At 67.5% G+C, this 26,180-nt stretch carries 24 protein-coding genes and 8 tRNA genes; 5 read left to right on the top strand and 27 right to left on the bottom strand.

Annotated features, from left to right (window positions below; translation table 11 throughout):
- Positions 1-76: 76 nt before the first annotated feature.
- The 3 genes from ACS0OT_RS07040 to ACS0OT_RS07030 all read right to left on the bottom strand — a co-directional run bounded on the left by ACS0OT_RS07040 (position 77) and on the right by ACS0OT_RS07030 (position 510).
- Positions 77-150, bottom strand: a tRNA-Cys gene (locus ACS0OT_RS07040).
- 66 nt (positions 151-216) lie between these two features.
- Positions 217-292, bottom strand: a tRNA-Gly gene (locus tag ACS0OT_RS07035).
- A 142-nt stretch (positions 293-434) separates the two neighbouring features.
- A tRNA-Gly gene (locus ACS0OT_RS07030) sits at positions 435-510 on the bottom strand.
- A 133-nt stretch (positions 511-643) separates the two neighbouring features.
- Between ACS0OT_RS07030 and ACS0OT_RS07025 the strand changes: the two genes are divergently transcribed.
- Entirely contained in the window at positions 644-1,093 is a 450-nt protein-coding gene (locus ACS0OT_RS07025; RefSeq protein WP_111202149.1) for a hypothetical protein, read from the top strand.
- Between the two features lie 4 nt (positions 1,094-1,097).
- On the opposite strand, the gene ACS0OT_RS07020 is transcribed toward ACS0OT_RS07025, so the two are convergent.
- The 19 genes from ACS0OT_RS07020 to ACS0OT_RS06930 all read right to left on the bottom strand — a co-directional run bounded on the left by ACS0OT_RS07020 (position 1,098) and on the right by ACS0OT_RS06930 (position 20,894).
- Positions 1,098-2,018: an HlyD family secretion protein gene (locus ACS0OT_RS07020; protein ID WP_111202150.1), complete on the bottom strand. Its 921-nt coding sequence runs from the start codon at positions 2,016-2,018 to the stop codon at positions 1,098-1,100.
- Positions 2,015-2,743 (bottom strand): ABC transporter ATP-binding protein, encoded by a 729-nt coding sequence (locus ACS0OT_RS07015; RefSeq protein ID WP_164093056.1) that lies wholly within the window; start codon positions 2,741-2,743, stop codon positions 2,015-2,017. Before ACS0OT_RS07015 ends, ACS0OT_RS07020 begins: the two co-directional genes overlap by 4 nt.
- A 10-nt stretch (positions 2,744-2,753) precedes the next feature.
- Positions 2,754-3,893 (bottom strand): ABC transporter permease, encoded by a 1,140-nt coding sequence (locus tag ACS0OT_RS07010; protein ID WP_005415989.1) that lies wholly within the window; start codon positions 3,891-3,893, stop codon positions 2,754-2,756.
- Positions 3,890-5,353, bottom strand: coding sequence for a TolC family protein (locus ACS0OT_RS07005; RefSeq protein ID WP_065179818.1), 1,464 nt, complete (start codon positions 5,351-5,353; stop codon positions 3,890-3,892). Before ACS0OT_RS07005 ends, ACS0OT_RS07010 begins: the two co-directional genes overlap by 4 nt.
- Before the next feature lie 369 nt (positions 5,354-5,722).
- A tRNA-Gly gene (locus tag ACS0OT_RS07000) sits at positions 5,723-5,798 on the bottom strand.
- A gap of 116 nt (positions 5,799-5,914) precedes the next feature.
- Positions 5,915-7,021 carry an NAD(P)/FAD-dependent oxidoreductase gene (locus ACS0OT_RS06995; protein ID WP_442256101.1) on the bottom strand — a complete coding sequence of 369 codons (1,107 nt, stop codon included), beginning with the start codon at positions 7,019-7,021 and terminating at the stop codon, positions 5,915-5,917.
- Between the two features lie 138 nt (positions 7,022-7,159).
- Positions 7,160-7,235: transfer RNA gene (locus tag ACS0OT_RS06990), tRNA-Gly, on the bottom strand.
- Positions 7,236-7,333: 98 nt separating this feature from the next.
- Positions 7,334-7,960, bottom strand: a complete 627-nt coding sequence (gene pgsA / locus ACS0OT_RS06985; protein ID WP_442256100.1) for a CDP-diacylglycerol--glycerol-3-phosphate 3-phosphatidyltransferase — start codon at positions 7,958-7,960, stop codon at positions 7,334-7,336.
- Positions 7,961-7,978: 18 nt separating this feature from the next.
- Positions 7,979-9,823 (bottom strand): excinuclease ABC subunit UvrC, encoded by a 1,845-nt coding sequence (uvrC, locus tag ACS0OT_RS06980; RefSeq protein WP_005415984.1) that lies wholly within the window; start codon positions 9,821-9,823, stop codon positions 7,979-7,981.
- Positions 9,820-11,232, bottom strand: a complete 1,413-nt coding sequence (locus ACS0OT_RS06975; protein WP_005415983.1) for an NHL repeat containing protein — start codon at positions 11,230-11,232, stop codon at positions 9,820-9,822. Before ACS0OT_RS06975 ends, uvrC begins: the two co-directional genes overlap by 4 nt.
- Positions 11,229-11,717 carry a low molecular weight protein-tyrosine-phosphatase gene (locus ACS0OT_RS06970; protein WP_065177369.1) on the bottom strand — a complete coding sequence of 163 codons (489 nt, stop codon included), beginning with the start codon at positions 11,715-11,717 and terminating at the stop codon, positions 11,229-11,231. Before ACS0OT_RS06970 ends, ACS0OT_RS06975 begins: the two co-directional genes overlap by 4 nt.
- Positions 11,714-12,487, bottom strand: coding sequence for a 3-deoxy-manno-octulosonate cytidylyltransferase (gene kdsB / locus ACS0OT_RS06965; RefSeq protein WP_053500516.1), 774 nt, complete (start codon positions 12,485-12,487; stop codon positions 11,714-11,716). Before kdsB ends, ACS0OT_RS06970 begins: the two co-directional genes overlap by 4 nt.
- Positions 12,488-12,562: 75 nt before the next feature.
- Positions 12,563-13,582 (bottom strand): tetraacyldisaccharide 4'-kinase, encoded by a 1,020-nt coding sequence (lpxK, locus tag ACS0OT_RS06960; RefSeq protein ID WP_065186114.1) that lies wholly within the window; start codon positions 13,580-13,582, stop codon positions 12,563-12,565.
- Positions 13,582-15,330 (bottom strand): lipid A export permease/ATP-binding protein MsbA, encoded by a 1,749-nt coding sequence (gene msbA, locus ACS0OT_RS06955; protein WP_049438204.1) that lies wholly within the window; start codon positions 15,328-15,330, stop codon positions 13,582-13,584. Before msbA ends, lpxK begins: the two co-directional genes overlap by 1 nt.
- Positions 15,327-15,749, bottom strand: coding sequence for an ExbD/TolR family protein (locus tag ACS0OT_RS06950; RefSeq protein ID WP_005415977.1), 423 nt, complete (start codon positions 15,747-15,749; stop codon positions 15,327-15,329). The genes msbA and ACS0OT_RS06950 overlap by 4 nt, the downstream gene beginning before the upstream one ends.
- A 3-nt stretch (positions 15,750-15,752) precedes the next feature.
- Positions 15,753-16,415, bottom strand: a complete 663-nt coding sequence (locus tag ACS0OT_RS06945; protein ID WP_061478482.1) for a MotA/TolQ/ExbB proton channel family protein — start codon at positions 16,413-16,415, stop codon at positions 15,753-15,755.
- Positions 16,416-16,418: 3 nt separating this feature from the next.
- Positions 16,419-18,818, bottom strand: coding sequence for a DNA internalization-related competence protein ComEC/Rec2 (locus tag ACS0OT_RS06940; RefSeq protein ID WP_442256099.1), 2,400 nt, complete (start codon positions 18,816-18,818; stop codon positions 16,419-16,421).
- A gap of 59 nt (positions 18,819-18,877) precedes the next feature.
- Positions 18,878-20,221, bottom strand: coding sequence for a sensor histidine kinase (locus ACS0OT_RS06935; RefSeq protein WP_134971327.1), 1,344 nt, complete (start codon positions 20,219-20,221; stop codon positions 18,878-18,880).
- Position 20,222: 1 nt separating this feature from the next.
- Positions 20,223-20,894: a response regulator transcription factor gene (locus tag ACS0OT_RS06930; RefSeq protein WP_005415973.1), complete on the bottom strand. Its 672-nt coding sequence runs from the start codon at positions 20,892-20,894 to the stop codon at positions 20,223-20,225.
- A 145-nt stretch (positions 20,895-21,039) separates the two neighbouring features.
- Between ACS0OT_RS06930 and ACS0OT_RS06925 the strand changes: the two genes are divergently transcribed.
- Positions 21,040-21,807: a MipA/OmpV family protein gene (locus tag ACS0OT_RS06925; RefSeq protein ID WP_065186111.1), complete on the top strand. Its 768-nt coding sequence runs from the start codon at positions 21,040-21,042 to the stop codon at positions 21,805-21,807.
- 30 nt (positions 21,808-21,837) lie between these two features.
- The gene (locus ACS0OT_RS06920; RefSeq protein WP_005415971.1) at positions 21,838-22,122 is read left to right on the top strand and encodes a hypothetical protein; all 285 of its coding nucleotides are present in this window, start codon (positions 21,838-21,840) and stop codon (positions 22,120-22,122) included.
- Positions 22,123-22,218: 96 nt separating this feature from the next.
- Here ACS0OT_RS06920 and ACS0OT_RS06915 read toward each other — a convergent pair whose 3' ends face one another.
- On the bottom strand, positions 22,219-22,359 hold the full coding sequence (locus ACS0OT_RS06915; protein WP_171955946.1) for a hypothetical protein: 141 nt from the start codon (positions 22,357-22,359) through the stop codon (positions 22,219-22,221).
- Between the two features lie 174 nt (positions 22,360-22,533).
- Here ACS0OT_RS06915 and ACS0OT_RS06910 point away from each other — a divergent pair, with 174 nt between their 5' ends.
- Entirely contained in the window at positions 22,534-22,836 is a 303-nt protein-coding gene (locus ACS0OT_RS06910) for a hypothetical protein (RefSeq protein ID WP_069137942.1), read from the top strand.
- Between the two features lie 126 nt (positions 22,837-22,962).
- On the opposite strand, the gene ACS0OT_RS06905 is transcribed toward ACS0OT_RS06910, so the two are convergent.
- The 3 genes from ACS0OT_RS06905 to uvrB all read right to left on the bottom strand — a co-directional run bounded on the left by ACS0OT_RS06905 (position 22,963) and on the right by uvrB (position 25,341).
- Positions 22,963-23,037 (bottom strand) — tRNA-Val (locus ACS0OT_RS06905).
- Positions 23,038-23,135: 98 nt separating this feature from the next.
- Positions 23,136-23,210: transfer RNA gene (locus ACS0OT_RS06900), tRNA-Val, on the bottom strand.
- A gap of 106 nt (positions 23,211-23,316) precedes the next feature.
- Positions 23,317-25,341, bottom strand: coding sequence for an excinuclease ABC subunit UvrB (uvrB, locus tag ACS0OT_RS06895; RefSeq protein WP_005415968.1), 2,025 nt, complete (start codon positions 25,339-25,341; stop codon positions 23,317-23,319).
- 128 nt (positions 25,342-25,469) lie between these two features.
- On the opposite strand from uvrB, the gene ACS0OT_RS06890 reads away from it, so the two are divergent.
- Positions 25,470-26,015: a GspH/FimT family pseudopilin gene (locus ACS0OT_RS06890; RefSeq protein WP_235649780.1), complete on the top strand. Its 546-nt coding sequence runs from the start codon at positions 25,470-25,472 to the stop codon at positions 26,013-26,015.
- Positions 26,016-26,067: 52 nt separating this feature from the next.
- Here the strand turns inward: ACS0OT_RS06890 and ACS0OT_RS06885 are convergent.
- Positions 26,068-26,144 (bottom strand) — tRNA-Asn (locus tag ACS0OT_RS06885).
- Positions 26,145-26,180 lie beyond the last annotated feature (36 nt).

Here is a 26,180-nt window from a genome sequence, read left to right as displayed (position 1 = left end):
CGAGCGGTGATCGCGCGAGCGGGGAATCGATCGCAGCCAAACAAAAAAGCCCTGACCGGAGTCAGGGCTTTTCAATTGGAGGCCTCAAGCGGAATCGAACCGCTGTAAACGGATTTGCAATCCGGTGCATAGCCACTCTGCCATGAGGCCAACGTACTGCGCGCCAGGAACCTAGCCCTGACAAGACAAAACCCCAAGATGGGGCCTGTCGGAACATGGAGCGGGAAACGAGACTCGAACTCGCGACCTCAACCTTGGCAAGGTTGCGCTCTACCAACTGAGCTATTCCCGCGTAAGCCGACATGCTACCGGAAATCCGGAAAACACACCAGCGATTTCACTTTTCTGACTGCGCGTAAAGCCTTGTGGCCCAACGTGCCCCGCCTTGCCGTGGCGGGAGAAAAACAAGGCCCCTACCGGGGCCCTGTAGAATCTGGAGCGGGAAACGAGACTCGAACTCGCGACCTCAACCTTGGCAAGGTTGCGCTCTACCAACTGAGCTATTCCCGCAGATTCCATTCGACCTGCGTCGAAGGAGCGCTATTGTGTCCAAATTCCTTCACGCCGTCAACAGTCTTCACATCATGCGGTCACGGGCGTCCGCACTGGGTTACGCTGCCCCGCCCAAGCACGGACACCCCCGATGCCGAGACGCTACGTCCGCCTGTTCTGGTTGCTGGTCGCGCTGACCTGGTTGGCGCTGATCGCCGCACTTGTCAATGCTGGCTTCACTCCGGACTACTGGCTGCTGCATCGCCTGGAAGGCGCCCAGCTGCCCTATCCGACCAGCACCGTCATCGTGTTCGCGTTGCTGGGCACGGTTGAACTGGTGGTGGCGGCACTGATCGTGCGCCCGTGGAAACTCAAACGCCTGTGGCTGCGCCTGCTTATCGCCTTCGCCCTGCTGCTGGTGTGGTCGATACCGTGGATGCTGTCGGCGATGCACCAGCCGCCGGTACAAGGCATGCACCTGCTGTGGTTGCTGCTGCTGGACGTGGGATTGCTGCTGGCGCTGTGCGTGGTGTCGGCGGTGAGCGCGTGGCGGGCGCTCTGGCGGCGCGGGTCACCACGGACTCCCCCGCCGCAGCGCTAGAGGCCTACTTCCGGAACTCCACCCGCACGTGCTGGCCGAAGCGCGCCTTGGCTTGCCCGTCGAACTCCAACACGCACTCCACCACCTTGGCCATGCCACGTCCTGCATCTTCAGGCAGGCGTGCCTGCGCAAACACCGGACTGATGCGCACCACGCGTGCAGGCGGCAGCGTGCCCATGTTCTCCGCACCATCACTGTCCGGCACAACAGTAGCCTTCATGCCCACCTGCACGGCATCGGCGTAGGCGGCGCTCAGTTCGGCGCGCACCTGCAGCGGGCGCGCCGGCAGCACCGAGATCGCCGGCTTGCCCGCCTGCACGAAGGCACCGACGCCCGGCACCTGGCCGACCACGGTGCCGGCTTCCGGCGCGCTCAACGACATCTGCTGCAGTTTCAGCTTCGCGTGCTCCAGCTTGTGCTGCGCCATGTCGACCTGCGCACCGGCCACCTCGACATCGGCACGCACACCGGCCAGCTGCTGCTTGGCCGCATCGGCCTGCTGGTTCGAGGACACGCCTTCGCTGGCGCCCGTGGACAGACGGATGGCGCTGCGCTCCAGTTCGCGCAGCTGCGCCTGGCTGCCCTTCAGGCGGTCATTGGCCAAGGCCAGATCGGCGGTGGCCATCGCCACCTCCTGCTGCAGCAGGGCACCATCCAGAGACAACAACAGCTGCCCCTTCTTCACCGTGGCGCCTTCGTTCACCGGTGCGGCGATGATCGAGCCATCCACCGGCGGTGCCAGCGCGATCAGGCCACCTTCGACGTCAATGATGCCCCGCGCCACGGCGACCTTGCCGGCGGCGGCAGTACCCTCCTTGCCTGAGGGGGCCGATGCAGCGGTGGGCGCCTCCCTGGAACAGGCGCCGAGCAGCAGTGCCGCGGACAGGGCCAGGCTGAGGGGAAGCAGATGCGACGTCTTGGTCATGGGGCGGACTCTACGGTTTCGTTCTGGCGGCGGTCATCACGGACCATGCCGTCTTCCATGGCGATCACCCGATCGGCATGCCGGATCAGGCGCGGATCGTGGCTCACGCACAGCACGGTGGCACCATGCGCACGTGCGTAGCGATGCAGGATGTCGATCACGCGCTGACCGTTCTCGGCGTCCAGCGCGCTGGTGGGTTCGTCTGCGAAGATCAACGTCGGCGACTTGGCGAACGCACGGGCGACAGCGACGCGCTGTTTCTCGCCACCGGACAGCTGCGCCGGGCGCATGTGGCTGCGGTGGCTGAGGCCGACTTCTTCCAGAGCCATGCGGGCCAGCGGCTCGCTTTCGCGATTGCGCATGCCGCGGTAGCCCAGTGGCAGCTGCACCTGCTCCAGCGCGGTCAGTGCCGGGAACAGGTTGAAGCCCTGGAACACGAAGCCGACATGGTGCAGGCGGAAACGCTCCACTTCACTGCGGGTCATGTGGCCCACATCCTGGCCCAGCGCGTGCACGCGACCGCCATCGGGCGCGGACAGGCCGGACAGCAGCGACAGCAGCGTGCTCTTGCCGCAGCCGGACGGGCCGGATACCAGGGTCAGCTCGCCGGGATAGATGTCCAGCGACAGGCCGCGCAGCACCGGCACCTGCACATCACCGGACATGAAGCCTTTTTCCAATGCGTCGGCCCGCAGGGTCGGAGCGACGGCGCGTGTAGAAGTCATCGGCCGGTCCTCAACGCAGCAGCAACGATGGATCGGAGCGGACGACACTGCGCACCGCCATGATGCTGGAGAGCATGGCCATCACCGCCACCAGCGCCACGCAGCCGAGGATCACCATCGGTGTCAGCTGCACCGGCACGCGCTGGGTCTGCGCGATCAACAGCACCACCGTGCTGAAGGCTGCCGCCAGCAACATGCCCACGCCGCCGATCAGCAAGGCCTGCTCGAACACCACCCGCGCCAGCGCGTAGCGACCGGCACCGAGCGCATTGAGCGTGGCGTACTCGCGCACTGAGCCAGCCACCACCGACGCGAACGACTGGTTGGTGATCACCGCGCCGACGAAGCAGACGATGACGGCCATGAACAACACCGCGATGCCCGCGCCGGTATCGAACAACCAGTACTGCTGAGAGCGGCTGGCGAATTCCGGCGCGGTCCAGAACTCGACCGGCGTGGCCCGGCCCATCGACGCGGACAAGCGGTCACGCACACGACCGGCCAGGTCCGGCGAGCGCAGGCCCGCCACGAAGTAGGTACTGCCCTCATGTGGGTCGGTACCGGCGATGGCACGCGCAGTATCCAGCGAGGCCAGCACGTTGACGCCGCCCAGGCCCCGCAGGCCCGGTTGTGCAGCGACCACGCGCACCGCCTTGCCATTGATCCAGGCACGGTTGTTCTGCAGGTCCACGCCCAGCGTATCCAGATCGGCGCTGTCGACGATCACCGCACCCGGCTCGCGCAGCTGCGCGCGCAGGTTGGCAGGGAGGATGCGCGCGAACATCATCGCATCGTCCCGGGTGGAGATACCGGACAGGTACACCGACACATTGCCGGTGCCCTGCGCGCCGGATCGCCATTCGCCATCGACCCACTCGTAGGGCTCGACGCGAGTGACATCCGGGTCCATGCGCAGATGGCTTTCCACATCCGCGCTGATTGCATGGCCGTAATTCACACTCTGGGTGCCGGGGAAACCGGCCCAGATATCAGCCGAGGACGCTTTCACATAGATCGCAGCGGTACCGAAGATGCCCAGCACCAGTGCGGCCTGCACGATCAACAGCACACCGGCAAAACACATCGCCAGCACCACCGGCAGGAACCGGCGCCACTCATAGGCCAGGGTCTTGCGGGCGAGTGCGATCATTGTGGTTCGCCCTCACCCTCGGCAGGCAGCGGGGCGCCGCCGAGGGCGCGGTACAGCGATGCAAAGGCCAGAACGCGCGCACCCTGCGCAGCGATCAGATCAGCCTGCGAGGCGAGTGCGGCGCGTTGCGTGTCGAGTCCATCGAACTCGCTGGACAGACCCAGCTGCACCTGCCGCGCCTGGCGCTTGACCTGCTGCCCGGCGGCGTCGTTGGCCGCGCGCAACGACTGGATGCTGCTGTCCTGCCGCGCCAGGCTGCCCAGCGCGCCTTCCACTTCGCTCACGCCTTCCAGCACCGCCTTGCGGTATCCCAGCAAGGCGGCATCCAGCTGCTTTTCATTGGCATGGAAGCGCGCGCGACGCTGGCCCCAGTCCCATAGCGGAATATCGATGTACGGGCCGATCGACGGGCTCGAATCGGAATTGGAGCGGGCGTTCTGGGTGAGGTTGTACGCGTACAGGATGGAGCCGCCAAGGCTGACCCGTGGATACATCGCTGCGCGCGCCGAACCCTTGCTGGCCGCTGCCTGCATCACCTCTGATTCGGCCAGCAGGATCTGCGGGCGGTAGCGCAGCAGATCCGCAGGGACCTGCTGCAGCGAGAATGCACCGAGCTTCGGCGGCGCGCGGTACGCGCGCCAGGCGGGATCCGGCCCGTCACGCCCCAGCAGCAGCGCCAGCGCGCGGGCCGCGTTGTCCGCATTTTCGCGGGCCTGCGCCGTCGCTGCCCGGGTCGCCGCCTGGCGCGCGCGCAGGCGTTCCAGCTCGCCCGGCTCATCCAGGCGCAGGCGCAGGCGAACCCGTGCCAGTTGTTCGCCGCGATCATCCACGGCCTGCTGTCTGACCAGCAGATCCTGCTGGGCCTGCGCTACGGTCAGGTCCAGATAGCTGCGCACCACGTCGGCAATCACCGCCACTTGTGCGGCATTGCGCAACGCCTCGGCATTGCCGGCCGAGGCCTGCGCGCTGAGATGGGCACTCTCGGCGGCGCCGAACAGGCCCAGGTCCCAGATCGCTTCGATGCCCGCATGGAAATAGGTGTCGACCGCGGCGGCGTCCTGTACCTGCTTGGCGCTGGCCGAGATCTCCGGCAGGAAGCGCGAATCCGAGGTGCCGGCGACGATCCGCACTGCCTGCAGGCGCAACGTGGCCTGCTGCAGATCAAGGTTGCCGGCGATGGCTTGATCGACCAGGCCGTCCAGCGCCGGGTCGGCCAGCACCTTCCACCACTGCCTGGCCTCCACCGCCACGCCCTGGCCCTGCGGCACCTGGGTCCAGGTGCTGGGGGTGCGATCAGGCAGGTCCGGAGCCGGCACCGACATGCAACCTGCCAGCGCCAGGCTGGTCAGCAGTGCGCCCGGGCGCAGCAATGCCTGCAGGGAGAGTCCGCGCCCGGTCCTGGGCACTGCCACTGGAGTGATACGCCTGACCACCAGCCCGCCAACGTGTAGAAGGAGCATGAAGGCTACCGTGCGATTGTGGAGCGAACATGGAGAATTGGTCCGAAAACGGTCACAACACGCGTGCGGTTCAGGCAACGATGGTGTTGGCCTTTCGCCAGCCTTTCAGTGCATGCGACGCGCGGAACGCTGGTGCAACATCCAGGCCATTGCCTCTTGTTGACGCGCTCTCCGCTTCCCTCGCCTGCGGTCGTCCCCACGACCGATGCGCCCCGCCATTCCGATTGCGACACTGACCTCGGATTCGTCACGCCGGGCGAGTGATATCACGCCCGCTATGAAGATGCCGTGGCGCGACTGTAGCGGCCCCTGCCGCCAACATCATGACAAATGAAAAACGCCCCCTTTCGGGAGCGTTCTTCATGAATCTGGAGCGGGAAACGAGACTCGAACTCGCGACCTCAACCTTGGCAAGGTTGCGCTCTACCAACTGAGCTATTCCCGCAGATTTCGTTCGACCTGCGTCGAAGGAGCGCTATTGTGTCGATATTGCTGCACGGCGTCAACAGGAATTTTCACGGGAAGCGAGGGACGGCGCCCAGGCACGCCTGCCGGCACCCTTCACGCGCGCACGCCACGACGATGGAAATAGATCTGCTCGGCGATGCGCCGCGTGACGGACGTATGCAGCAGCGCGTTGAACGGCCAGTCCACCTGCAGATGATCCATCGCCCAGCGCAGCAGGCGCTTTCCATGGAACGCCGGCGCCACCTGCTGCGCCACCCGTTCCGCTTCCGGCCCTTGCCCACGCAGATGGCGGGCAATCGCCTCGCCGACCGCCCAGCCATGCCGCCACGAGGAGTGGATACCTCCGGCGGAGAGCGGCGAGACGATGCCCGCCGCGTCGCCGGTCAGGATCAGCCGGTGGCCAGTGATCGGACCATCCGGTCGGCCGCAGGGCACCAGGCCGGCGCGGGTGGCCGAGGGGCGCGCCGAAGGCGGAATGTTGACCACACCGCGCACGTGGTCGAGGAAACCCTCAATGTCCGGCGGCCGCACCCGTTGCGGATCGTGACGCAGCGCCAACCCGACCTGCAGACCGCTCGGATTCTGGGCGACCCAGCCGATGTAGCCCGGGGCGTAGCGCTTGCTGACGAAGCAATGCAGCGCATCGCCCTGCGCCACCTGCTGACCGGCGAACTCACGTTCTACGCCGTAGAGGTTGTCACGTACCTGGCCGAGGCCGGTGCGCCGGGCCACGCGTGAGCGCGCGCCATCGGCGCCAACCAGATAGGCGCAGCTCCCTGCCCCTTCCACCTGCCAGCCGTCACCGCGGCGATGGGCGTCGGTGAAGGACTGCTGCAGGCGCAGGTCGACACCGTTCGCATGCAGTTCGCTGGCCAGCCAGCGCATCAGGTTCGGCGTATCGGTGGTGAGGAAGTAGTAACCCGGTGCGGCCAGCAATACGCTGCGCAGGTTCGGCGCATAGAGGCGCACGTTGGCGACCCGTTGCACCAGATGTTCGGGCATGCGCCCCAGCCAGGTCTGCTCCATCGCTTCCTTGACCACGATGCCGGTGGTGTGCAGCCGCCCGCCGGGGTCGGCCTTGCGTTCCAGCACGCAGACGCGCAGGCCGTACTGGGCAGCAGCCAGTGCGCAGGCGGCACCGGCGAAACTGGCGCCAACGATGACCACATCATGGTCGTAGGCGGAAGGAGTTTGGGGCATGGCTGCATCGTTCTGGAGGAACACAGATGCAGCTTCGAACTGGCGCGTGGCGAGGCGAAGGAGTGGCGGTGAAGTGGGGATGAAGCAGGCGCCAGGCAAACGAAAAACGCCCCCTGTCGGGAGCGTTCTTCTTGAATCTGGAGCGGGAAACGAGACTCGAACTCGCGACCTCAACCTTGGCAAGGTTGCGCTCTACCAACTGAGCTATTCCCGCTTGGGAGGCGAAATTTTACCTATTCCAAGGATGGCGTCAAGCGCTTTTTCGGGTCTGCCAGGAGCCCTTTCCTGCGGAAAGGGATCCGACCCCGGGGCTCAGTTGCCCAGCTTCTTCTGCCGTGCACGCTCGCGCGCGGCGCGCTCGTCATCGCGCAGGCTCGGCCAAGCGGCGTGCAGGTACTGCAGGCCCGACCACAGGGTCAGCACCGCGGCAATCGCCAGGGTCCAGTCGCCGATGTGGAACACCGGCCAGCCCATCCAGATGTCTTCCACCGGTACGTTTGGCGCCACCGAATACAGCAGGCACAGCAGCGCGACCATCTGCGCGGTGGTCTTGATCTTGCCGATCATCGCCACGCGCACCTTGGCGCGCTGGCCCAGCTCGGCCATCCACTCTCGCAGCGCCGATACCGCGATCTCGCGGCCGACGATCACCGCCGCCCAGAATGCCATCCACGGCGTCGGATGGCCCTGCACGATCAGGAACAGCGCTACTGCCACCATCAGCTTGTCCGCGACCGGGTCGAGGAACGCGCCGAAGGCCGACTCCAGCTGGTAACGGCGTGCGATCCAGCCGTCGAGCCAGTCGGTGATCGCGGCCAGGCCGAAGATCGCCGCCGAAGCGAAGTTGGTCCAGGTGTAGGGCAGGTAGAACACCAGCACCAGCACCGAGATCATTACGATCCGCAACAACGTCAGCCAGGTGGGCAGGGTCAACTTCATGCTTGCGTGCTTCTCTCTCTACTCGGCCGCATCAGGCGTGGCCAACCCGTGCAGGTTAGCGTAGATACGTGCCGCGAGGGCGTCATTGATGCCTTCCACCTTGGCGATTTCCGCTTCGCCAGCGGCTTTCAGGCCCACAAGACCGCCGAAATGCTTGAGCAGGCTGGCGCGGCGGCGCGGCCCGATGCCGGGGATATCCTCCAGCTTGCTGGTCATCCGCGCCTTCTGGCGGCGCCCCCTGTGGCCGGTGATGGCAAAGCGGTGCGCCTCGTCGCGCACCTGCTGGATGAACTGCAGCGCCGGGTTGGCCGCGCCCGGGCGCAGCTCGCGGCCATCGGGCATCACCAGCGCTTCGTGGCCGGCGCGGCGCTCCACGCCCTTGGCCACGCCCACCAGCAGCACGCCTTCCACGCCCAGGTCGGCCAGCGCGGCCTGGGCCTGTGCCAGCTGGCCGGCGCCGCCGTCGATCAGCAGCACATCCGGCAGCACGCCCTGCTCTTCCACCGCGCGGCGGAAACGGCGGTCGATGGCCTGGCGCATGGCGGCATAGTCGTCGCCCGGCTCGATGCCGCTGATGTTGAAACGGCGGTACTGCGCGCGCACCGGACCGGCGGCGTCGAACACCACGCACGAGGCCACAGTGGCCTCGCCCAGCGTATGGCTGATATCGAAGCACTCGACCCGCTTGACCGGCTCGGCCAGGCCCAGCATCTCGCGCAGTGCATCGCTGCGCGCATGCTGCGCATTGCGGCTGTTGAGTTCAGTGGCCAGGGTCAGCTGCGCGTTGCGGCTGGCCAGCTCCACATAGCCGGCGCGCTCGCCGCGCACGTTCCACTTCAGCTGCACCTTGCGCTCGGCCGAGGCCGACAGCGCCGCAACCAGCAGGTCGGCATCGGGAATCTCGCGATCCAGCAGGATCTCGCGCGGCGGCTCGAATTCGATGTAGTACTGCGAGACGAACGCGGCCAGCACTTCCTCCGGACTCTCCTCGCCGTTGGTGCGCGGGAAGAACGGGCGGGTGCCGAGGTTACGGCCATCGCGGAAAGCCAGCAGCAGCACGCAGGCCTGCGAACCCTGCATGGCCACCGCCAGCACGTCCAGGTCGGCGGCGCGGCCGTCCACGTACTGGCGCGTCTGCATGCTGCGCAGCGAGGAAATCAGGTCGCGCAGGCGCGCGGCCTGCTCGAACTCCAGGGCCTCGCTGGCGGCCTGCATCTGCTCGCCCAGCTCGCGGGTCAGCTCGTCGCTCTTGCCTTCCAGGAACAGCGCAGCACGGCGCACCGATTCGGCGTAGTCCGCGGCCGGCACCAGCTCCACGCAGGGCGCGCTGCAGCGGCCGATCTGGTATTGCAGGCACGGCCGCGAGCGGTTGCGGAACACGCTGTCCTCGCAACTGCGCAGCTTGAACAGCTTGTGCATCAGGTTCAGCGTTTCGCGCACTGCGGTCACGCCCGGATACGGCCCGAAATAGCGGCCGGGAATGGCGCGCGGGCCCCGATGCAGGGCGATGCGCGGCCAGTCCTCGCGGGTCAGCAGCACATGCGGGTAGGTCTTGTCGTCGCGCAGCGAGACGTTGTAGCGCGGCGACAGCGACTTGATCAGCTGATTCTCCAGCAGCAACGCCTCGGCTTCCGAGCGCGTCACGGTCACGTCCATGCGCGTGATCTGCGAGATCATCGACATGATCCGCGCGTTCTTCGGGCTGCCGTTGAAATAGCTGCCGACGCGGTTGCGCAGCGCGCGCGCCTTGCCCACGTACAGCAGGGTGTCGTCGGCCGCGTACATGCGGTACACGCCGGGGGCGGTGCTGAGCTGGGCCGCGAAGGCCTTGCCGTTGAAGGCCGGGGCGGGAACGTCGGTCATTCGCTGATCGGGACTTCGCTGAGCACGCCGCTGTCGGGGTCGAATCGCAGCACGGCATGGGCGTCGGTCTCGGCGATCCACACCGCACCTGCGCCCACGGCCAGGCCAGCCGGGCCGTGCAGGCGGCGCGGCAGCGGCTGGGTGGTCAGTTCACCGCCGCCCAGGCGCAGCGTGCGCAGGCGACCGTTGCCGGTGTCGGCGATCCACAGCAGCGGGGCGTCCGCGCCCAGTGCGATCGCCTGCGGGAACTGCAGGCTGGCCTGCGCGCGCGGGCCGTCTTCACTGCCGAAGCGCCACGGCCCCTGCCCGACCAGTGTCTGCACCAGGTCACCACGCAGTTGCAGTGCACGGATCGAGGATCCCAACGCATCGGCGACGTACAGCACCTGCTGCACCACGGCCAGCGCGGTCGGTTGCGCGAAGGCAGCCAGATGGCCACTGCCATCACGCTCGTCGATGGAACCACTGCCGGCGCGCCATTGCAGGCTGCGCTGGCCCAGGTGGTAGCTCCAGATGCGGTTGTCGCCGGCCATTGCGATGTGCAGCTGGTTGTCGGCGATGGCCAGGCCAACCGGATGGTCCAGCGAGACCTGCCGCGCCTGCGCCACCGGGCCCTCCACCGGCGCGCCGGGTCGCCCGTTGCCGCACAGCGTGTCGACGATGCCGGTCAGCAGATTGATGCGGCGCACGGCATGGTTGCCGGTATCGGCGACGTACAGCGAATCGCGCTCCAGCACCAGCGCCTGCGGGCGGTGGAACGCCGCTTCGGCGAGATTGCCATCCATGAAATCGGCGGTGCCGAGGCCGAACTGACGCAGGATGCGGCCGCCATGGCTGCATTCGAGAATGCGGTGATGACCGCTGTCGGCGATGTACAGACGTTCGGTGCTGACCGCCAGCCCCTGCGGGAAGCGCAGGGCCTGACGCGGTTCCGGATGCAGTTCGCTGCCGCCACGCGGCGGCGCCGAAGGTGCGCCCTGGCACAGCGCGTTCAAGGCGCGCTCCAGTTCACCGGGCGCGCCCTGCCCGACCAGCCGTTGCTGTTCACGGCCCTGCGCGTCCAGCAGCACCATGGTCGGCCAGGCGGTGACGCCGAAGCGGCGCCAGCCATCCCAGTCGGCATCGAGCAGCACGGGCATGGTCAGGCCCTGACGGCGCAGCAGCTTCAGTGCGGCCGTGGCATCGCGTTCGAAATCAAAACGCGGCACCTGCAGCACCAGCGGCTGCAGCTTGCCCGGGTGGCGCGACAGCCATTGGCCGAACTCGGCCAGGCGTTGCGCACTCCAGGCGGAGGCCGCATTGACGAACAGCAGCGCGACCGGCCGGCCGCGCAGTTCGGTCAGGGTGCAGGGGGTGGCATTGAGCCAAGTGGCGAATTCGGGCAGGTCCGGGACGGGCTGGACGTTCATGACCTGATTATGCCGGAGTCGGCGTCATGCAACAGTCGTGCCACCGCACGTTTTGCAGCATCGTCGACCAGCGACCAGACCTGTTCGAAATGATCGCTGCCGCCGGTGTAGGGATCAGGGATGGCTACCCGCCCCTGCCCGCCGGACCAGGGCAGATACAACGCCAGCCGTTCACGCTGGGCCGCCGTCGCCAGGCGCCCGGCATCACGCAGGTTGGCCTCGTCGGCACACAGGATCCAGTCGAAACGTTCGAAATCCACGGCCTGCAGCTGGCGTGCGCGCAGGCCGCCGATGTCCACGCCGTGCCCGGCCGCGCAGGCGATCGCGCGGCGGTCCGGCGGCTCGCCCACGTGCCAGTCGCCCGTGCCGGCCGAATCGACCTGCACCCGCCCGGCCAGCGGCGAGGCATCCAGGCGTGCGCGCAGCGCGCCTTCGGCCATCGGCGAACGGCAGATGTTGCCGAGGCAGACGACCAGCAGCCTCATCGCGCGGCCATCGCCTGCAGCAGCCCCTCGGCGCGCTCCAGGTCCTCGGGCGTATCGATGCCCGGTGGGAACGGCTCGGGCGAGATCGCCACGCTGATCGGGTAGCCCGCTTCCAGCACGCGCAGCTGCTCCAGCGATTCGACCTGCTCCAGCTGGCCCGGCGGCATCGCCGCGAACTGCTGCAGGAAGCCGGCGCGATAGCCATAGATGCCGATGTGGCGCAGCCAGTGATGGCCGTCCGGCAGCGTGTCGCGGCTGCGTGCGAAGCCGTCGCGGTGCCAGGCGATCGGCGCGCGGCTGAAGTACATCGCCTCGTTGCGCACGTTGCGCACCAGCTTCACGACGTTCGGGTCGAACAGGGTGTGCGCGTCCTCGACGGTCGTGGCGAGAGTCGACATCGGCGCAGTGCCAGCGACCAGCGCATCGGCCACCGCGCGGATGCCGGTCGCCGGCGCGAACGGTTCGTCGCCCTGCAGGTTGACCACCACCGTGTCATCGGCCCAGCCGGCAATGCGTGCGCACTCGGCCAGGCGATCGGTGCCCGAGGCATGCGTGGTCGCGGTCATCGCCACCTTCACCTCGGCCAACCCGGACAGCGCATCGGAAATGCGTTGGTCGTCGGTCGCCACCCAGACCTCGCGGGCACCGGCCTGCAGCGCGCGGCGCGCCACATGCAGCACCAGCGGCTCACCGCCCAGCGGGCGCAGCGGCTTGCCCGGCAGCCGCGAGGCGGCAAAGCGGGCCGGAATGGCGACGACGAATTCGGTCATGCGGGCGGTTCTCGGCAGGCTCGTTACAACGGGAATGCGGCCAGCGGCGCGTGAATGCAAGCGCCGCCGCGCCACTCAGTTCGGTCGCAGCTTGTCCAGGCGATCGGTCAACGCCACCCAGAACGCGGCGGGCAACTCGGCGCGCAGCGGAACCGCGTAGTGCCAGTCGTTGCCGAACGCCCGGCATTTCACCGCATCCTTTTCGGTCATCAGTACCGGCAACTGGCTGCCGAAGGACAGGTCCTGCGGCTGGTAGGCCTGGTGGTCGGCGAACGCATGCGGCACCACGCCGATCCCGCGCGCGCGCAGCATGTCGAAGAAGCGCTGTGGATGGGCGATGCCGGCCACCGCGTGCACCCGCTGGCCCTTGAAGTACGCCAGCGGGCGCGCGCGGCCACCGGCCAGCGGCTGCGCACTGTCGATGTGCAGGGACATTGGCCACTGGCCGAAGCCACAGGCCTGTGCCGCGGTCTCCTCATCGGCCTGGCCGAGGTTGACCACGCGGAAATCGCACTCGCTCGCGCGGCTGACCGGCTCGCGCAACGGCCCGGCCGGGATCATCCGGCCATTGCCATAGCGACGCTGGGCATCGACCAGTTCGATCTCGATGTCGCGCGCCAGCCGGTAGTGCTGCAAACCGTCGTCGCAGACGATTACATCGCAGCCGGCCTCGATCAGCGCCTTGCCGGCGGCGACACGGTCACGGTCCACGCGCACCGGCACGCCGGTCTTCCAGGCGATCAGCACCGGTTCGTCACCGCCCTTCGCGGTTGGCGTATCGGCCTGCACCCACAGCGGCTTGTCGGCGTCTTCGCGACCATAGCCGCGGCTGGCCACGCCCGGCTTCCAGCCGGCCGCGCGCAGGCGCTCGACCAGGGCAATCGTCAGCGGCGTCTTGCCGGTACCACCGGCGGTGATGTTGCCGACCACGATGACCGGCACCGGCAGCGAGTGGCGCTTGCGCCAGCCACGCCGATAGGCGCGCCGGCGCAGTGCGGTGACACCTGCGTACAGCGGCGCCAGCAGGCGCATCGCCCACGGAACCGGGGTGCCGTCATACCAGTACGGCGGGGTCTGGGTGCCCTTGCCGGCCATCAGTCCTGCCTTTCGCGGAACTGCATGCTGTGCAGATGCTGGTACAGGCCGCCCAGTTCGAGCAGCTCCTTGTGCGTGCCGCGTTCAACGATGCGGCCATGATCCATGACCAGTACCTGGTCGGCATGCTCGATGGTCGACAGCCGGTGCGCAATGACCAGCGTGGTGCGTTCGGGCATCAGGCGCTGCAGCGCGTCCTGCACCAGGCGCTCGGATTCGTTGTCCAGCGCCGCAGTGGCTTCGTCGAGGATCAGGATCGGGGCGTCGCGCAGGATCGCGCGGGCAATGGCCAGGCGCTGGCGCTGGCCACCGGACAGCAGCGCGCCGTTCTCGCCCACCGGGGTCTGCAGCTGCTGCGGCATGCGTGCGATGAACTCCCACGCGTTGGCGGCTTCGGCCGCCGCGCGGATCTGCTCGTCGGTCGCTTCCATGCCATAGGCGATGTTGGCAGCGATGGTGTCATCGAACAGCATGACCTTCTGCCCGACCATTGCCACCTGCCGGCGCAGGTCGGCCAGCGGGTAGTCGTCCAGTGCCACGCCGTCGAGGGTGATGACACCGCCGCTGGGCTCGTAGAAGCGTGGCACCAGCCGGATCAGGCTGGTCTTGCCACTGCCGGAACGGCCGACAATGGCCGTCACCGTGCCTGGCCTGGCAACGAAGCTGATGTCGTCCAGGGCGATGCCGCTGTCCTCGCGGTAACGCAGCATGACGTGGTCGAACGCCAGTTCGCCCCGCACGCGCTGCACGCGTCGCTGCCCCTGGTCGCGCTCCACTGGCATGTCGAGGATGCCGAACAGGCGCTCGGCAGCGGACACACCGCGCGAAATCGAGGTCTGTACGCTGGTCAGGCGGCGCAGCGATGGAATGATGGCCATCATCGATGTCATCAGGCCCATGAACTGGCCGGCATTGAGCCGGCCGGCCAGGGCTTCGCGGGTCGACACCCAGACGATCACCGCCAGCGCCAGTGCGGCCAGGAACTGCACCACGCTGGAGGCGGCGGCGCGGGTGACCTCGACCTTCATGTTCAGCGCCAGCATGCGGTTGGCCAGGCGCGAGTAGCGCGAGATCTCATGCTGCTGGGTGCCGTGCACCTTCACTTCCTGCTGCGCGGCCAGCGACTGCTCGGCAGTCTGCGCCATGGTGCCCATGCCGTCCTGGATGCCACGGCTGATGCGCCGGTAGCGCTTGCCCACGTAGGACACGATGCCACCGATCAGCGGCACCACCAGCAGCATCGCCAGCGTGACCTTGACACTCATCTGCAGCATCACCGCCAGCATCGCGACGATGGTGAGGGTATCGGCCACCACGGTCTTCAGCGCGTCGGCGCTGGCCTGGGTGACCTGCTCGGTATCGAAGTTCAGGCGGCTGACCATCACCGGCGTCGCTTCGGTATCGAAGTGCGACGACGGCAGGTGCAGGTACTTCTGCAGCACCTGCTCGCGCAGGTCGCGGACCACGCTGCGACCGGTCTTGGCCAGCGTGTAGTCACTGACCCAGGTGGCCACGCTGCGCATCAGGAACAGGCCGAGGATGGTGAGCGGCAGCACCACGGCCGCGCGCGGCTGCGGGTCGACGAAACCTTCGTTGACCAGCGGCTCCATCAGCTTGGTGAAGTGGTAGCCGGCCAGGGCCTCGACCACCATGGCGATGACCGCGCCCACCATGAACACCCAGTAGGTGCGGGTGTAGCCCAGCAGACGTTTGTAGATCGGCCACACCGGCGCGTGATGGGAACTCATGGACGCACCTCTGGCGCAGTTGCAATGGCGATACGACGGAAACCGAGTTGACCGAGCGCGTCCTGCGCAGTCACCACGGCCTGGTAGGGAGTGCGTGCGTCGGCGCGCAGCAGTACGGGCTGGCTGCGGTCACTGCCGGCCACGGACGCGATGGTCTGCTTGACCGACTCGACGTCGCTGCGCAGCACTTCCTGGTCATTGATGAAATAACGGCCTTCGGCGTTGATCAGCACGCTGAGCGAACGCGGCGGCTCGTTGTTGGGCTGCTGGCTGGCGGTAGGCAGCTGCACCTGCAGCGTCGAGCGCGCATCGAAAGTGGTGGTGACCACGAAGAAGATGATCAGCACCAGGATGACGTCGATCAGCGGGACCAGATCGATATGCGGTTCATCCTGGGAGCGGTCATTGCCGATACGCATCGATCAGGCCTTCGCCGCAGCGGCGTTGGCCGGTCGCGCCGGCGCGACCGGGTTCATCACCCCGGGGCGACCGTCGAGCGTGTCCAGCAGGGCACTGGCTTCCTGCTCCATTTCCACCACGTAGCCGTGGATGCGGCCCTTGAAGTAGCGATGGAACATCAGTGCCGGAATGGCCACGATCATGCCCGTGGCGGTGCACACCAGCGCCTTGCCGATACCGCCGGCCAGCTGGTTCACGTCGCCCACCCCATGGTCGAGGATGCCCAGGAACATCTGGATCATGCCGATCACCGTGCCCAGCAGGCCCAGCAGCGGGCCGGCCGAGGCAATGGTGCCCAGCGCGTTGAGGAAACGTTCCATGCGGTGCACCAGGTGGCGGCCGGTGTCCTCGATGCGCTCGCGGATCTGGTCGCGCGGACGATTGCGGGCTTCCAGCGCGGCCGCCAGCAATGCGCCCAGCGGCGAGTTGGCACGCAGGGTCTGCAGGTGCGCCGGGTCAAGCTTGCCGCGTGCGGCCCAGTTGCGCACTTCCTGGCCGAGGCCGGGCGGCAGCACTTCAGTCCGCCGCAGGGACCAGAAACGCTCCAGGATGATCGCCAAAGCCAGTACGCCCAACAGCAGCAGCGGCACCATCGGCCAGCCACCGGCCTTGACCAGTTCCCACACGTTTCAACCCTCCGGCCCAACGGCCGCTTGTTTGATCGGCGATAGGATAACAGCCGACCGCGCCCGCCCAGCGGCATCCCACCACCGGGATGCATGGATACGCTGTTCACGCAGCTGCAGCCCTTGTGCGCCAAGCCATACGCGGATCGCCCCGGACTCCGCAGTGGACACCACCTCAGCTCCCTGCGCCTGCCAGCGCCGGACCACGTCCCGGCGCGGGTGGCCGAAGCGGTTCTGGTGCCCGGCCGAAACCAGCGCCAGCCGGGCTGACACCGCCGCCACCCAGGGCGCGCTGGAGCTGCCGCCGCTGCCATGGTGCGGCACCAGCACCACATCCGCCTTCAGCGCCGCCGGAGACGCCCGCAGCAGCGCCTGTTCGGCCGGGCGGCCGATGTCCCCGGGCAACAGGACCCCACCATGCGCGCTGGCCACGCGCAGCACGCAGCTGTCCTCGTTTTCAGCCCGCTGGCTGCCGGCATCCGGGTGCAGCACCTGGAAGTCGACGCCGTCCCAGCGCCAGCGCAGGCCGCGTTGGCAGCGCCCGGCCCCGGCGATCGTGCTGCCCGGCGGCGCCAACAGGGGCAGCTCCGGCAACTGAAGGCGCAGGCTCGGCAGGTTGCCGGCATGATCGAGATCGTCGTGACTGATCAGCACGCGGTCGGGCCGTGCCTGCCCCAGCGCCCGCAATGACGGAACCAGGACCCGCTCGCTGCCCTCACCCCCGATCGGCGGCCCCACGTCGTACCAGAGCGCATGCCGCGCGGTACGCAGCAATACCGCCGTGCCCTGCCCGACGTCATGCACCAGCAGCTCCAGCTCTCCCTCGGCCGGCCGCTCGCGCAACGGCCACAGCAGCGGCAGGCACAGCAGGAGGCCAGCCAGCCAGCCCCCGGCACCGCGTGGCAGCAGCCACCAGAACACGCCCAGCAGCGCCGCCGGCACTGCCCAGGCCGGTGCCTCGGCCAACCACCACATCGCCTGTGGATGCGCCGCCAGTGGCTGCAGGGCCTGCCAGCTGGTTTCGAACAACCACGCCGCTGCGCGCCACGCCCAGCGCCCGGCGCCGTCATGCAGCACCTGCAGGGCGGTGCCGAGCAGCGACAAGGGCACCACCAGCAATGTCCACCACGGGATGACCGGCAGGTTCACCAGCGGTCCCAGCCAGGCGGTGCCACCGAACAAGGCGATGCCCAGCGGCAACAGGCCGACGCTGGCCACCCCTTGTGCGGCCAGGAACCCGCGCAGGTTGGCGACCACCCCACGCGGACGTCCCTGCGGCAGGCACCAGACCAGCCACAGGACGCCGCCGAAACTGAGCCAGAAGCCCGCGGACAGCACTGACAGGGGCGCCGGCAGCAGCAGCGCCAGCGCCGCCAGTGCAAGCCCCTGCACGAGACCCAGTGGGCGCCGCCCGCTACGCGCCAGCGCCACCAGCCCGATCATCAGTGCAGTGCGCACGGTCGGCAATTCACCGCCGGCCAGCACCGCATAGCCCGCTGCGGACAGGGCCGCGGCGCAGGCCGCCGCCTGGGGGCGTGGCCAATGCCGGGCCAGCAGCGGGCACAGCCACCACAGCCCTCGACACAGCAACGCCCCCAGCCCGGCCACCACCCCGACATGGAATCCGGAAATGGCCACCAGATGGGTCAGGCCCAGCGCCCGCAGCTGATCCCAATCGGCGTCGGACAGGCCACGCGTATCGCCCAGGGCAAGTGCCTGCACGAAGCGCGCGGCTGGATGGGCCACCTGCGCGGCGATGGCGGCGCTGGTGCGTTCACGCCATGCCGGCAGGCCATGCGCGGCCTGAAGCTCGCGCGCGCTGGCCGGCGCCCGCACCGTGCCGTTGCCGGACACGCCGCGCAGCAGCGCGTGGCGTTCACCGTCGAAACCACCGGGATTGATCCGCGAACGCGGCGCCCGCACGCGCAAGGCCAGATGCCACTGCGCGCCGGCCAGGACCTGATGGCGCCCACGCCCGGCGTCGGTGGCGTCAGCGGCACGCCAGGCATCGTTCCAGGTGACCTGCAGGCGCTTGCCGCGCAGCGATGGCAGTTCGCTGCTCTCGCTGACCTGCAGCAGGAAGCGGGTGTGCGCGGCTCCATGGTCCGGCAGATCGATGACCCGTCCACTGACCACCACATCCCGTGCTGGCTGGCCTTGCGGCAGCTGTTCCTGCATTGCCCAGTGCCCATGCATCGCCGTCCATCCGGCGCCCAGCAGCACGACCGCGGGCAGGCGCCCCCGCCAACGCAGGCCCCACCCCGCCATGCCAAGCACGATCATCACCGTGCTGACCCACAGCGGCGGCAGCCGCGGCAGCTGCACGCAGGCCAGCGCCCCCAGTGTCAGCGCCGCAGCGGCGCCACTGCCCAGCAAGGGAGACGGGGAAAGCTGGACGGCCATGGGTCCAGCCTGCCGCTACCGGCGGCAGCTTGCCTATCGGGACTTGCCCCGCAAACGCGTCAGCGCCGGACGCTGCCGCGATGGAAATTGACACGGAAGCTTGCGCCGCCTCCCGCAGCCTCACCGACACTGACCGAGCCACCGTGGTGCTGCACGATCTCCTTCACCAGGTGCAGGCCCAGGCCACTGCCGCTGCCCGCCGCGCGCAAGCGATGGAACGGCTCGAAGATCGCCTCGCGGTCGCTCACTGGAATGCCCGCGCCCTGATCGCTGACCTCCAGCAAGCCGCGCGCATCCAACCGCACGCAGATGGTGCCACGGCCACCACCATGCACGATCGCGTTGTGCACCAGGTTGGCAATCACCCGCCCCAGCGCCAGACTGTCGCCGTGGATCCACACCGGCGATTCCGGCGCGTCCACTTCGAATCCATAGCCGGCGCCGACCACCAACGGCGCCAGGTCCGCGGCGGCCTCACGCACCAGCAGCGCCAGGTCCAGCTGCTGCAATGCGCCGACATTGCGGTCAAGGCGCTGCAGATCGAGCAGGTGCTCGGCAACATTGCCCAGCCGCGCCACGTCGGTCAGCAACTGCGATTTCAACTCACCCTGTGGCAGCTGCGCCAGGCGCGCCTGCACCACGGCGATCGGCACGCGCAGCTCGTGCGCCGCGTCGGCGAGGAACTTGTCGCGCGCTGCATAGCCCTGCTGCACCTTGTCGATGGCATCGTTGAAGGCTTCCACCAGCGGCGCCACTTCCGTGGAGACCAGCCGCGCATCCAGCCGAGCACCGGGCTGGCCGATGTCCAGTTCCTTGGCCTGCTGCGCAGAACGGCGCACACCGCGCATGGCACGGTGGATCACAGTCGGCATCACCAGCAGGGTGACCACGATCAGTGGCAGGAAGAACCACAGGCCGATCAGGCGCAGCACCATCAGCGCGCCATCCAGCAGCCCGCCCTTGGGCGCGCCACCGACCATCACGGTGATGCGGCGCCCGTCCTCGTTGCGGATCATCACCCGCGCCACGTCCAGGTAAGGGGGCACCAGCGAGCCCAGTTCCGTGGCGCCCACGGTCGGCAGCCGCGCCAGCATCGGCGCGTGGATCGCTGGGATGGTGCCGCGCTCCAGCCACATGCCCTTGTCATCCACCGCGGCGAACCAGAGATTTCCCCCGGCGTTGGCATCGAGCTTGTCCCAGCGCGCCTGGTCCAGCACCAGGCGGCCGCCTTCGCTGTGCACCGCCTTGGCCACCGCCTCGGCAACGAACATGTCCATGCCCCAGGAGTCCTTGTCACCCCAGGTCAGGATCAACGCGACCACCGCGAACAGTACGGTGAAGGCCTGTGCCAGGAACAGGCGCCAAGCCAGGCCAAGGGTGATCGAACGGATCGGACGGGCCATCTCAGGCCTCCGCCAGCAGGTAGCCGACGCCGCGGATCACGTGGATCTCCACCCCCGCCCCGGCCTGCTGCAGCGCTTTGCGCAGCTTGGAGATATGCGCATCGAGCGCATTGGACTGGATCTCATCATCGAACCCGTACACTGCAGCCTCCAGGGCACTGCGGGTCACCGTGCGGCCCTGCCGCATCGCCAACGCCTGCAGCACCAGCACCTGCCGACGTGGCAATGCCAGGGGCTGGCCCTCCACCTGTGCCTGCAGCGATTCGAAATCGAACTCGAGCCGCCCCAGCCGCAGGCTCGGCGTCACCATCGCCGAAGGCCTGCGCGATACCGCGCGGATGCGTGCCATCAGTTCCTCGATCGCCACCGGCTTGACCAGATAGTCATCGGCACCGACGTCCAGGCCTTCGACCTTGTCCGACAGCGTCCCCTTGGCGGTGAGCATGATCACCGCCAGGTTCGGCCGCAGCGCACGCGCCGTCGCGACGAATCCGGCGCCATCGCCATCGGGCAGCTGGCGATCGAGCAGCAGCAGCTGGTGCACCGGTTCGCGCAAGGCGAGCGCGGCCTCGGCCAGGCTGCCGACCACATCGGCGACCACGCCCTGCCGCTCCAGGCCCGATTGCAGGGCGCGGGACAGATCAGGATCGTCTTCGACCAGGAGGATGCGCATCAGGGACTCGTCAACCGGAAACGCTGCCGATCATAGTGCCTGGCGCCGTGATTTTGCGCCCATGCATGCCGAACGCGCGGGCGCAATGTTCTGACAATGTTGCCCCGTCACCATGCGCAGCCATCCCCTGCAACGTGGCTGATCGATGCCGTCGCTGTCCCCGCACCTGCTGCGCCCGCTACTGCTCACCACGGCCCTCGGCGTGCCGTTGCTCGCCCATGCTGCCGGGCAGAACCCCGGCGTGCAGGCCGGCATCAGCGCTGGCGCGACCTCCGGTGCGTACGCGCACTATGACGTCAAACCGCTGGTGGTACCGGCCATCGCCTGGCAGGGCGAGCGCTTCTTCGCCAGCCCCGGCTCACTTGGCATGTACCTCTACAAGGATCAGGGGTGGCGGCTGTCGGCGGCGGTCACGCCCTACACCCTGCGCTTCAAGACCGGCGACGTGAATGATGCTCAGCTGCGCCGCCTGCACAGCCGGCAGATGTCGGCCATGGCGGGCATCAACTGTGAGTACAGTGCCGACTGGGGCATGGTCGAGGCCAGCGTGATGCGGGACGTGACCGGCCATGGCGGTGGTATCGAGTCGCGCCTGCATTACAGCCATCCGATCCAGGCAGGCCGCTTCACCTGGGTGCCGCGGGTGGGTGTCGTGCATTCCAGTGCACGGCTGCTCGACTACTACTACGGCATCAGTGACGAAGAGGCACTGCGCTCAGGCCTTGCCAGCTACCGTCCGGGTAGTGCCACCTCACCGAGTCTGCAGATCGCGGTCAGCACGCCACTGGGCATGAAGTGGCGCGCGACCGGCGTGGTGGCCAACCAGTGGTTCGGCGACGCAGTGAAGGACAGCCCGATGGCACGACGCGGCACGCAGACCTCGGCCTTCATTTCCCTGATGCGCTCGTTCTGAACGAGCGCCCCCGCTACGGACAAGGACCCCATGGCCTCCGTCTTCCCCACCGCAGACGCTCACGCGATCCTGCGTGCACCGGACCTGGACAGCGCAGAACGCGCCTATCTGGGACTGATGCCCGACCTTGAACATGTGAATGCACTGGCCCGCCGTGCAGTGGGCCTGTCACGCGTTGCCGACGCGGCACGCGGCTATGCGTTGTCGATGACTCTGGTCGGACTGCGCCTGCAGGAGCTGGAGATGGGCGAGCCAACGGCCAGGGAACATCGCCAGGCCACCCTGCGCAGCCTGCGCCAGGCCTTCAGCGCCTGACAGCACCCGCATAGGCACTGCCGCCGCACCGGTGGCAGCGGGAGTCATCGGGTCAGCAGGTCCCGCCACCCGGCAGGCCCGGCGCGGCAGCGTCGTTCAGCGCAGCGTGGTCCACGCCAGCAGCGCGCTCAGGATTGCGACCCAGATCACTGCCTTGAACGTGCCTTCCAGCATGTTGCCGCCGAACAGGCGTTCCATGAGCGGATTGGGCCTGGACACCGGGACGTGATCACTCATGCGGCAGTTCCTTGCAGTAATTGCGCAGTTGCGCCGAGTCTACGCCTGCGCGGCCCGGATTCATCGCCATCTGCCTGCCTTTGGCGGCCCAATCCCCGCCTTCGTCGCAGGCCGGCTGCGGTGCCCGGCCGACCATGCCAGCCTGCACGCACTTTCCCGCTGGAGCACCGTGCCATGCCGATGCTTGCCCTGATCCTGCTGTTCTCCAGCCTGTTCGGCGACGGCTGCGGGCCCACCGAGGATGCCCTGCGCAGCCAGATCCTGCGCACCGAAGATCGGCAGGCCATGCATGAAGCGCAGCCCCTTCAGCTCTATCACCTGCGCCAGGACCGCGTGCTGCGGCTGGGCAGCCAGCAATCGCCAGACGACACTGGCGCCAGCCCTCATCCTGCGCTGGCCCGGGTAGGTGTGGCGCAGCTGTGGGAACGCGTCGACGGCCACTGGCGCATCCAGCGTTCGATCAGCATTACCCACTGATTTCATGCCACTGAACCGGCACGGATGCAGCTTCGCTGGAACGCCAGGCTCCCCGGAACGAAAAAAGCCGGCCCCGGGGCCGGCTTTCATCGTTTCCACCACTTCACCGGCAACGCCGGGAGCAGGTGGTGGGCGGTACAGGGTTCGAACCTGTGACCCCTACCATGTCAAGGTAGTGCTCTACCGCTGAGCTAACCGCCCATCTTGTTCTTGCCGCCCGAAGGCTGGCCTTGTTACGTAAAAACCCGGCGCCAGGGCCGGGCTTTGCAGTTCACGACAGCCCTCTTCCGAGGACTTCGTGGTGGGCGGTACAGGGTTCGAACCTGTGACCCCTACCATGTCAAGGTAGTGCTCTACCGCTGAGCTAACCGCCCGTATTGCTTCTGCATTTCCGCGATTGCGTCGGTGCAGGCCGCGTATATTACGGATGCGGGCCGTGAAGCGCAACACTTTTGTGAAGATGATGCTGCACTGCCACGTTCAGCCCAGGCTGGCTTCCTTCAGCTGCCGGATCTGGTCACGCACCCGTGCGGCATCCTCGAATTCGAGGTCCTTGGCGTGCTGGTACATCTGTTGTTCCAGCGCCTTGAGACGGGTCGCCAGCTGCGCCGGAGACAGCGAACGATAGTCGGCCGCTTCTTCGGCCACACTCGCCCGGCCCTTGCCCTTACCCTTCTTGGCTTCCTTCTCGGCGGCATCCGAACGCGCGCCTTCGAGGACATCGACGATCGGGCGCGCCACCGAGCGCGGCACGATGCCATGTTCTTCGTTGTACTCGACCTGCTTGGCACGGCGCCGGTCGGTCTCATCGATCGCCGCCTGCATCGAGCGGGTGATCTTGTCGGCGTACAGGATCGCCTTGCCGCGCACGTTGCGTGCGGCGCGGCCGATGGTCTGGATCAGCGAGCCGGTGGAGCGCAGGAAGCCTTCCTTGTCGGCATCGAGGATCGCCACCAGCGATACCTCGGGCATGTCCAGGCCTTCACGCAGCAGGTTGATGCCGACCAGCACGTCGAACTTGCCCAGGCGCAGGTCGCGGATGATCTCCACGCGCTCGACCGTATCCACGTCCGAGTGCAGGTAGCGCACGCGGATACCGTGTTCGGTGAGGTACTCGGTGAGGTTTTCAGCCATGCGCTTGGTCAGCGTGGTGACCAGCACGCGGTCGCCCGCCTTGATGCGCGCGTTGGCCTCGCTCATCAGGTCGTCGACCTGGGTACCGACCGGCCTGATCTCCACCACCGGGTCGATCAGGCCGGTTGGGCGCACCACCAGTTCGGTGATCTCGTCACCGGCTTCACGCAGTTCATAGGGCCCGGGCGTGGCCGACACGTAGATGCTGCGCGGGCAGCGCTCCTCCCATTCCTCGAAGCGCAGCGGGCGGTTGTCCAGCGCCGACGGCAGGCGGAAACCGAACTCAACCAGGGTTTCCTTGCGCGAGCGGTCACCCTTGAACATGGCGCCGATCTGCGGAATGGTCACATGCGATTCGTCGATCACCAGCAGCGCATCCGGCGGCAGGTAGTCGAACAGGGTCGGTGGCGGCTCGCCGGCATTCTTGCCGGTCAGGTGCCGCGAGTAGTTCTCGATGCCGTTGCAGTAACCGACCTCGGCCATCATTTCCAGGTCGAACTGCGTGCGCTGCGCCAGGCGCTGCGCCTCCACCAGCTTGTTCTGCGCGTAGAGCTGCTCCAGCCGCTCCTTCAGCTCTACCTTGATCGTCTCGATCGCCGCCAGCACGCGCTCGCGCGTGGTCGCATAGTGGGTCTTCGGGTAGACCGTGAAGCGCTGCATGTTGCGCAGCGTCTCGCCGGTGAGCGGATCGAACAGGGTGATCTTCTCGACCTCGCCATCGAACAGTTCGAGGCGCAGTGCTTCGCTGTCCGACTCGGCCGGGAACACGTCGATCACTTCGCCGCGCACGCGGAAGGTACCGCGCTGCAGCTCGTACTCATTGCGCGTGTACTGCAGCTGGGTCAGGTGGTTGATCAGGTCGCGCTGGTCGATGCGCTCGCCCTTTGACAGGATCAGGCGCAGTGAAAGGTAGTCTTCCGGCGCACCCAGGCCATAGATCGCGGACACCGTGGCCACCACGATCGCGTCCGGGCGCGACAGCAGGGTCTTGGTCGCGGCCAGCCGCATCTGCTCGATGTGTTCGTTGATCGAACTGTCCTTCTCGATGAAGGTGTCCGACGACGGCACGTAGGCTTCGGGCTGGTAGTAGTCGTAATAACTGACGAAGTACTCCACCGCATTGTGCGGGAAGAACGCCTTGAACTCGCCATACAGCTGCGCCGCCAGCGTCTTGTTCGGTGCCATGATCAGCGTCGGCTTCTGAACGTTCTGGATGACGTTGGCGATGGTGTAAGTCTTGCCCGAGCCGGTCACGCCCAGCAGGGTCTGCTTGGCGATGCCGGCCTCGAAGTTGCTGGTCAGCTTCGCGATGGCGTTGGGCTGGTCGCCCGCCGGCGAATACGGCGAGACAAGTTCAAAACTGTCGCTCATGGTGTTGCCAGTTCCCGGGAAGGGTCAGTATACGGGGCGAGGGGTGACGGCCGGCTGAGGGGTCTCCGGGCAGACCGCTACGGGGATTCCCGATGGCGGCCGCACAGCCGGGCGCGGAGGCTGGATGCATGCGCACTGCCCAAGCCCCCTGCCCGCTCGGCCCCCGCTCTGCGCGGGGCGTGCACCTGACCGAACTGCTGGTGGTCATCACTGTGCTGGCGGTGCTGCTGGCCGCGTCCTGGCCGGCGCTGCAGCCCCTGCTGCTGCGGCAACGCGCCGATGCACTGCAACTGACCCTGCATGCCAGCCTGTCCGGCGCACGCAGCGAGGCCGTGCGCAGACGGGAGCTGATCGGCCTCTGCGCCAGTGTCGACGGCCGGCACTGCAGTGACGACTGGAGCGCCGGCTGGATCATCTACCGCAGCGGCGACCAGCGCGGGGAGCCTGCCTCGCCGGAGGCGATCCTGAGCCACCACACCGGGCGCTCGGACGTCTCGATCCTTGCCCAGGCCAGCAGCGGGCGTCCGCTGCTGTTCTTCCAGGCAGATGGACGCAGCCCGGGGGCCAACCTGACCCTGCGCATCTGCGCGGGCAACCAGCTGCATGGCGCATTGATCGTCAACAATGGCGGCCGCGCCCGGATTGAGCGTGTGAACCGCGATACACCCTGCTGAATGCCTGCGCAGAAAAGCAGAAGCCGCGATTTCTCGCGGCTTCTGCAGTATCTGGCGCCCGAAGTTGGACTCGAACCAACGACCCCCTGATTAACAGTCAAGTGCTCTAACCGGCTGAGCTATTCGGGCGGGGAGGCGCATTGTACTGGTCGATTACAGGAAGAT

Origin of the sequence: Stenotrophomonas maltophilia group sp. RY12688 (genome assembly GCF_052149045.1) — a bacterium.
Taxonomy (GTDB): domain Bacteria; phylum Pseudomonadota; class Gammaproteobacteria; order Xanthomonadales; family Xanthomonadaceae; genus Stenotrophomonas; species Stenotrophomonas sepilia.
The sequence above is the reverse complement of the archived record's forward strand: the minus strand, read 5'-3'. Positions and strand labels throughout refer to the sequence as shown.

What these genes read in the sequence shown, in the direction of transcription:
- ACS0OT_RS07025 (WP_111202149.1), top strand. Translation starts at nt 644, where the DNA reads ATGCCGAGACGCTACGTCCGCCTGTTCTGGTTGCTGGTCGCGCTGACC.
- ACS0OT_RS07020 (WP_111202150.1), bottom strand. Translation starts at nt 2,018, where the DNA reads ATGACCAAGACGTCGCATCTGCTTCCCCTCAGCCTGGCCCTGTCCGCG.
- ACS0OT_RS07015 (WP_164093056.1), bottom strand. Translation starts at nt 2,743, where the DNA reads ATGACTTCTACACGCGCCGTCGCTCCGACCCTGCGGGCCGACGCATTG.
- ACS0OT_RS07010 (WP_005415989.1), bottom strand. Translation starts at nt 3,893, where the DNA reads ATGATCGCACTCGCCCGCAAGACCCTGGCCTATGAGTGGCGCCGGTTC.
- ACS0OT_RS07005 (WP_065179818.1), bottom strand. Translation starts at nt 5,353, where the DNA reads ATGCTCCTTCTACACGTTGGCGGGCTGGTGGTCAGGCGTATCACTCCA.
- ACS0OT_RS06995 (WP_442256101.1), bottom strand. Translation starts at nt 7,021, where the DNA reads ATGCCCCAAACTCCTTCCGCCTACGACCATGATGTGGTCATCGTTGGC.
- pgsA (WP_442256100.1), bottom strand. Translation starts at nt 7,960, where the DNA reads ATGAAGTTGACCCTGCCCACCTGGCTGACGTTGTTGCGGATCGTAATG.
- uvrC (WP_005415984.1), bottom strand. Translation starts at nt 9,823, where the DNA reads ATGACCGACGTTCCCGCCCCGGCCTTCAACGGCAAGGCCTTCGCGGCC.
- ACS0OT_RS06975 (WP_005415983.1), bottom strand. Translation starts at nt 11,232, where the DNA reads ATGAACGTCCAGCCCGTCCCGGACCTGCCCGAATTCGCCACTTGGCTC.
- ACS0OT_RS06970 (WP_065177369.1), bottom strand. Translation starts at nt 11,717, where the DNA reads ATGAGGCTGCTGGTCGTCTGCCTCGGCAACATCTGCCGTTCGCCGATG.
- kdsB (WP_053500516.1), bottom strand. Translation starts at nt 12,487, where the DNA reads ATGACCGAATTCGTCGTCGCCATTCCGGCCCGCTTTGCCGCCTCGCGG.
- lpxK (WP_065186114.1), bottom strand. Translation starts at nt 13,582, where the DNA reads ATGGCCGGCAAGGGCACCCAGACCCCGCCGTACTGGTATGACGGCACC.
- msbA (WP_049438204.1), bottom strand. Translation starts at nt 15,330, where the DNA reads ATGAGTTCCCATCACGCGCCGGTGTGGCCGATCTACAAACGTCTGCTG.
- ACS0OT_RS06950 (WP_005415977.1), bottom strand. Translation starts at nt 15,749, where the DNA reads ATGCGTATCGGCAATGACCGCTCCCAGGATGAACCGCATATCGATCTG.
- ACS0OT_RS06940 (WP_442256099.1), bottom strand. Translation starts at nt 18,818, where the DNA reads ATGGCCGTCCAGCTTTCCCCGTCTCCCTTGCTGGGCAGTGGCGCCGCT.
- ACS0OT_RS06935 (WP_134971327.1), bottom strand. Translation starts at nt 20,221, where the DNA reads ATGGCCCGTCCGATCCGTTCGATCACCCTTGGCCTGGCTTGGCGCCTG.
- ACS0OT_RS06930 (WP_005415973.1), bottom strand. Translation starts at nt 20,894, where the DNA reads ATGCGCATCCTCCTGGTCGAAGACGATCCTGATCTGTCCCGCGCCCTG.
- ACS0OT_RS06925 (WP_065186111.1), top strand. Translation starts at nt 21,040, where the DNA reads ATGCCGTCGCTGTCCCCGCACCTGCTGCGCCCGCTACTGCTCACCACG.
- ACS0OT_RS06920 (WP_005415971.1), top strand. Translation starts at nt 21,838, where the DNA reads ATGGCCTCCGTCTTCCCCACCGCAGACGCTCACGCGATCCTGCGTGCA.
- ACS0OT_RS06915 (WP_171955946.1), bottom strand. Translation starts at nt 22,359, where the DNA reads ATGAGTGATCACGTCCCGGTGTCCAGGCCCAATCCGCTCATGGAACGC.
- ACS0OT_RS06910 (WP_069137942.1), top strand. Translation starts at nt 22,534, where the DNA reads ATGCCGATGCTTGCCCTGATCCTGCTGTTCTCCAGCCTGTTCGGCGAC.
- uvrB (WP_005415968.1), bottom strand. Translation starts at nt 25,341, where the DNA reads ATGAGCGACAGTTTTGAACTTGTCTCGCCGTATTCGCCGGCGGGCGAC.
- ACS0OT_RS06890 (WP_235649780.1), top strand. Translation starts at nt 25,470, where the DNA reads ATGCGCACTGCCCAAGCCCCCTGCCCGCTCGGCCCCCGCTCTGCGCGG.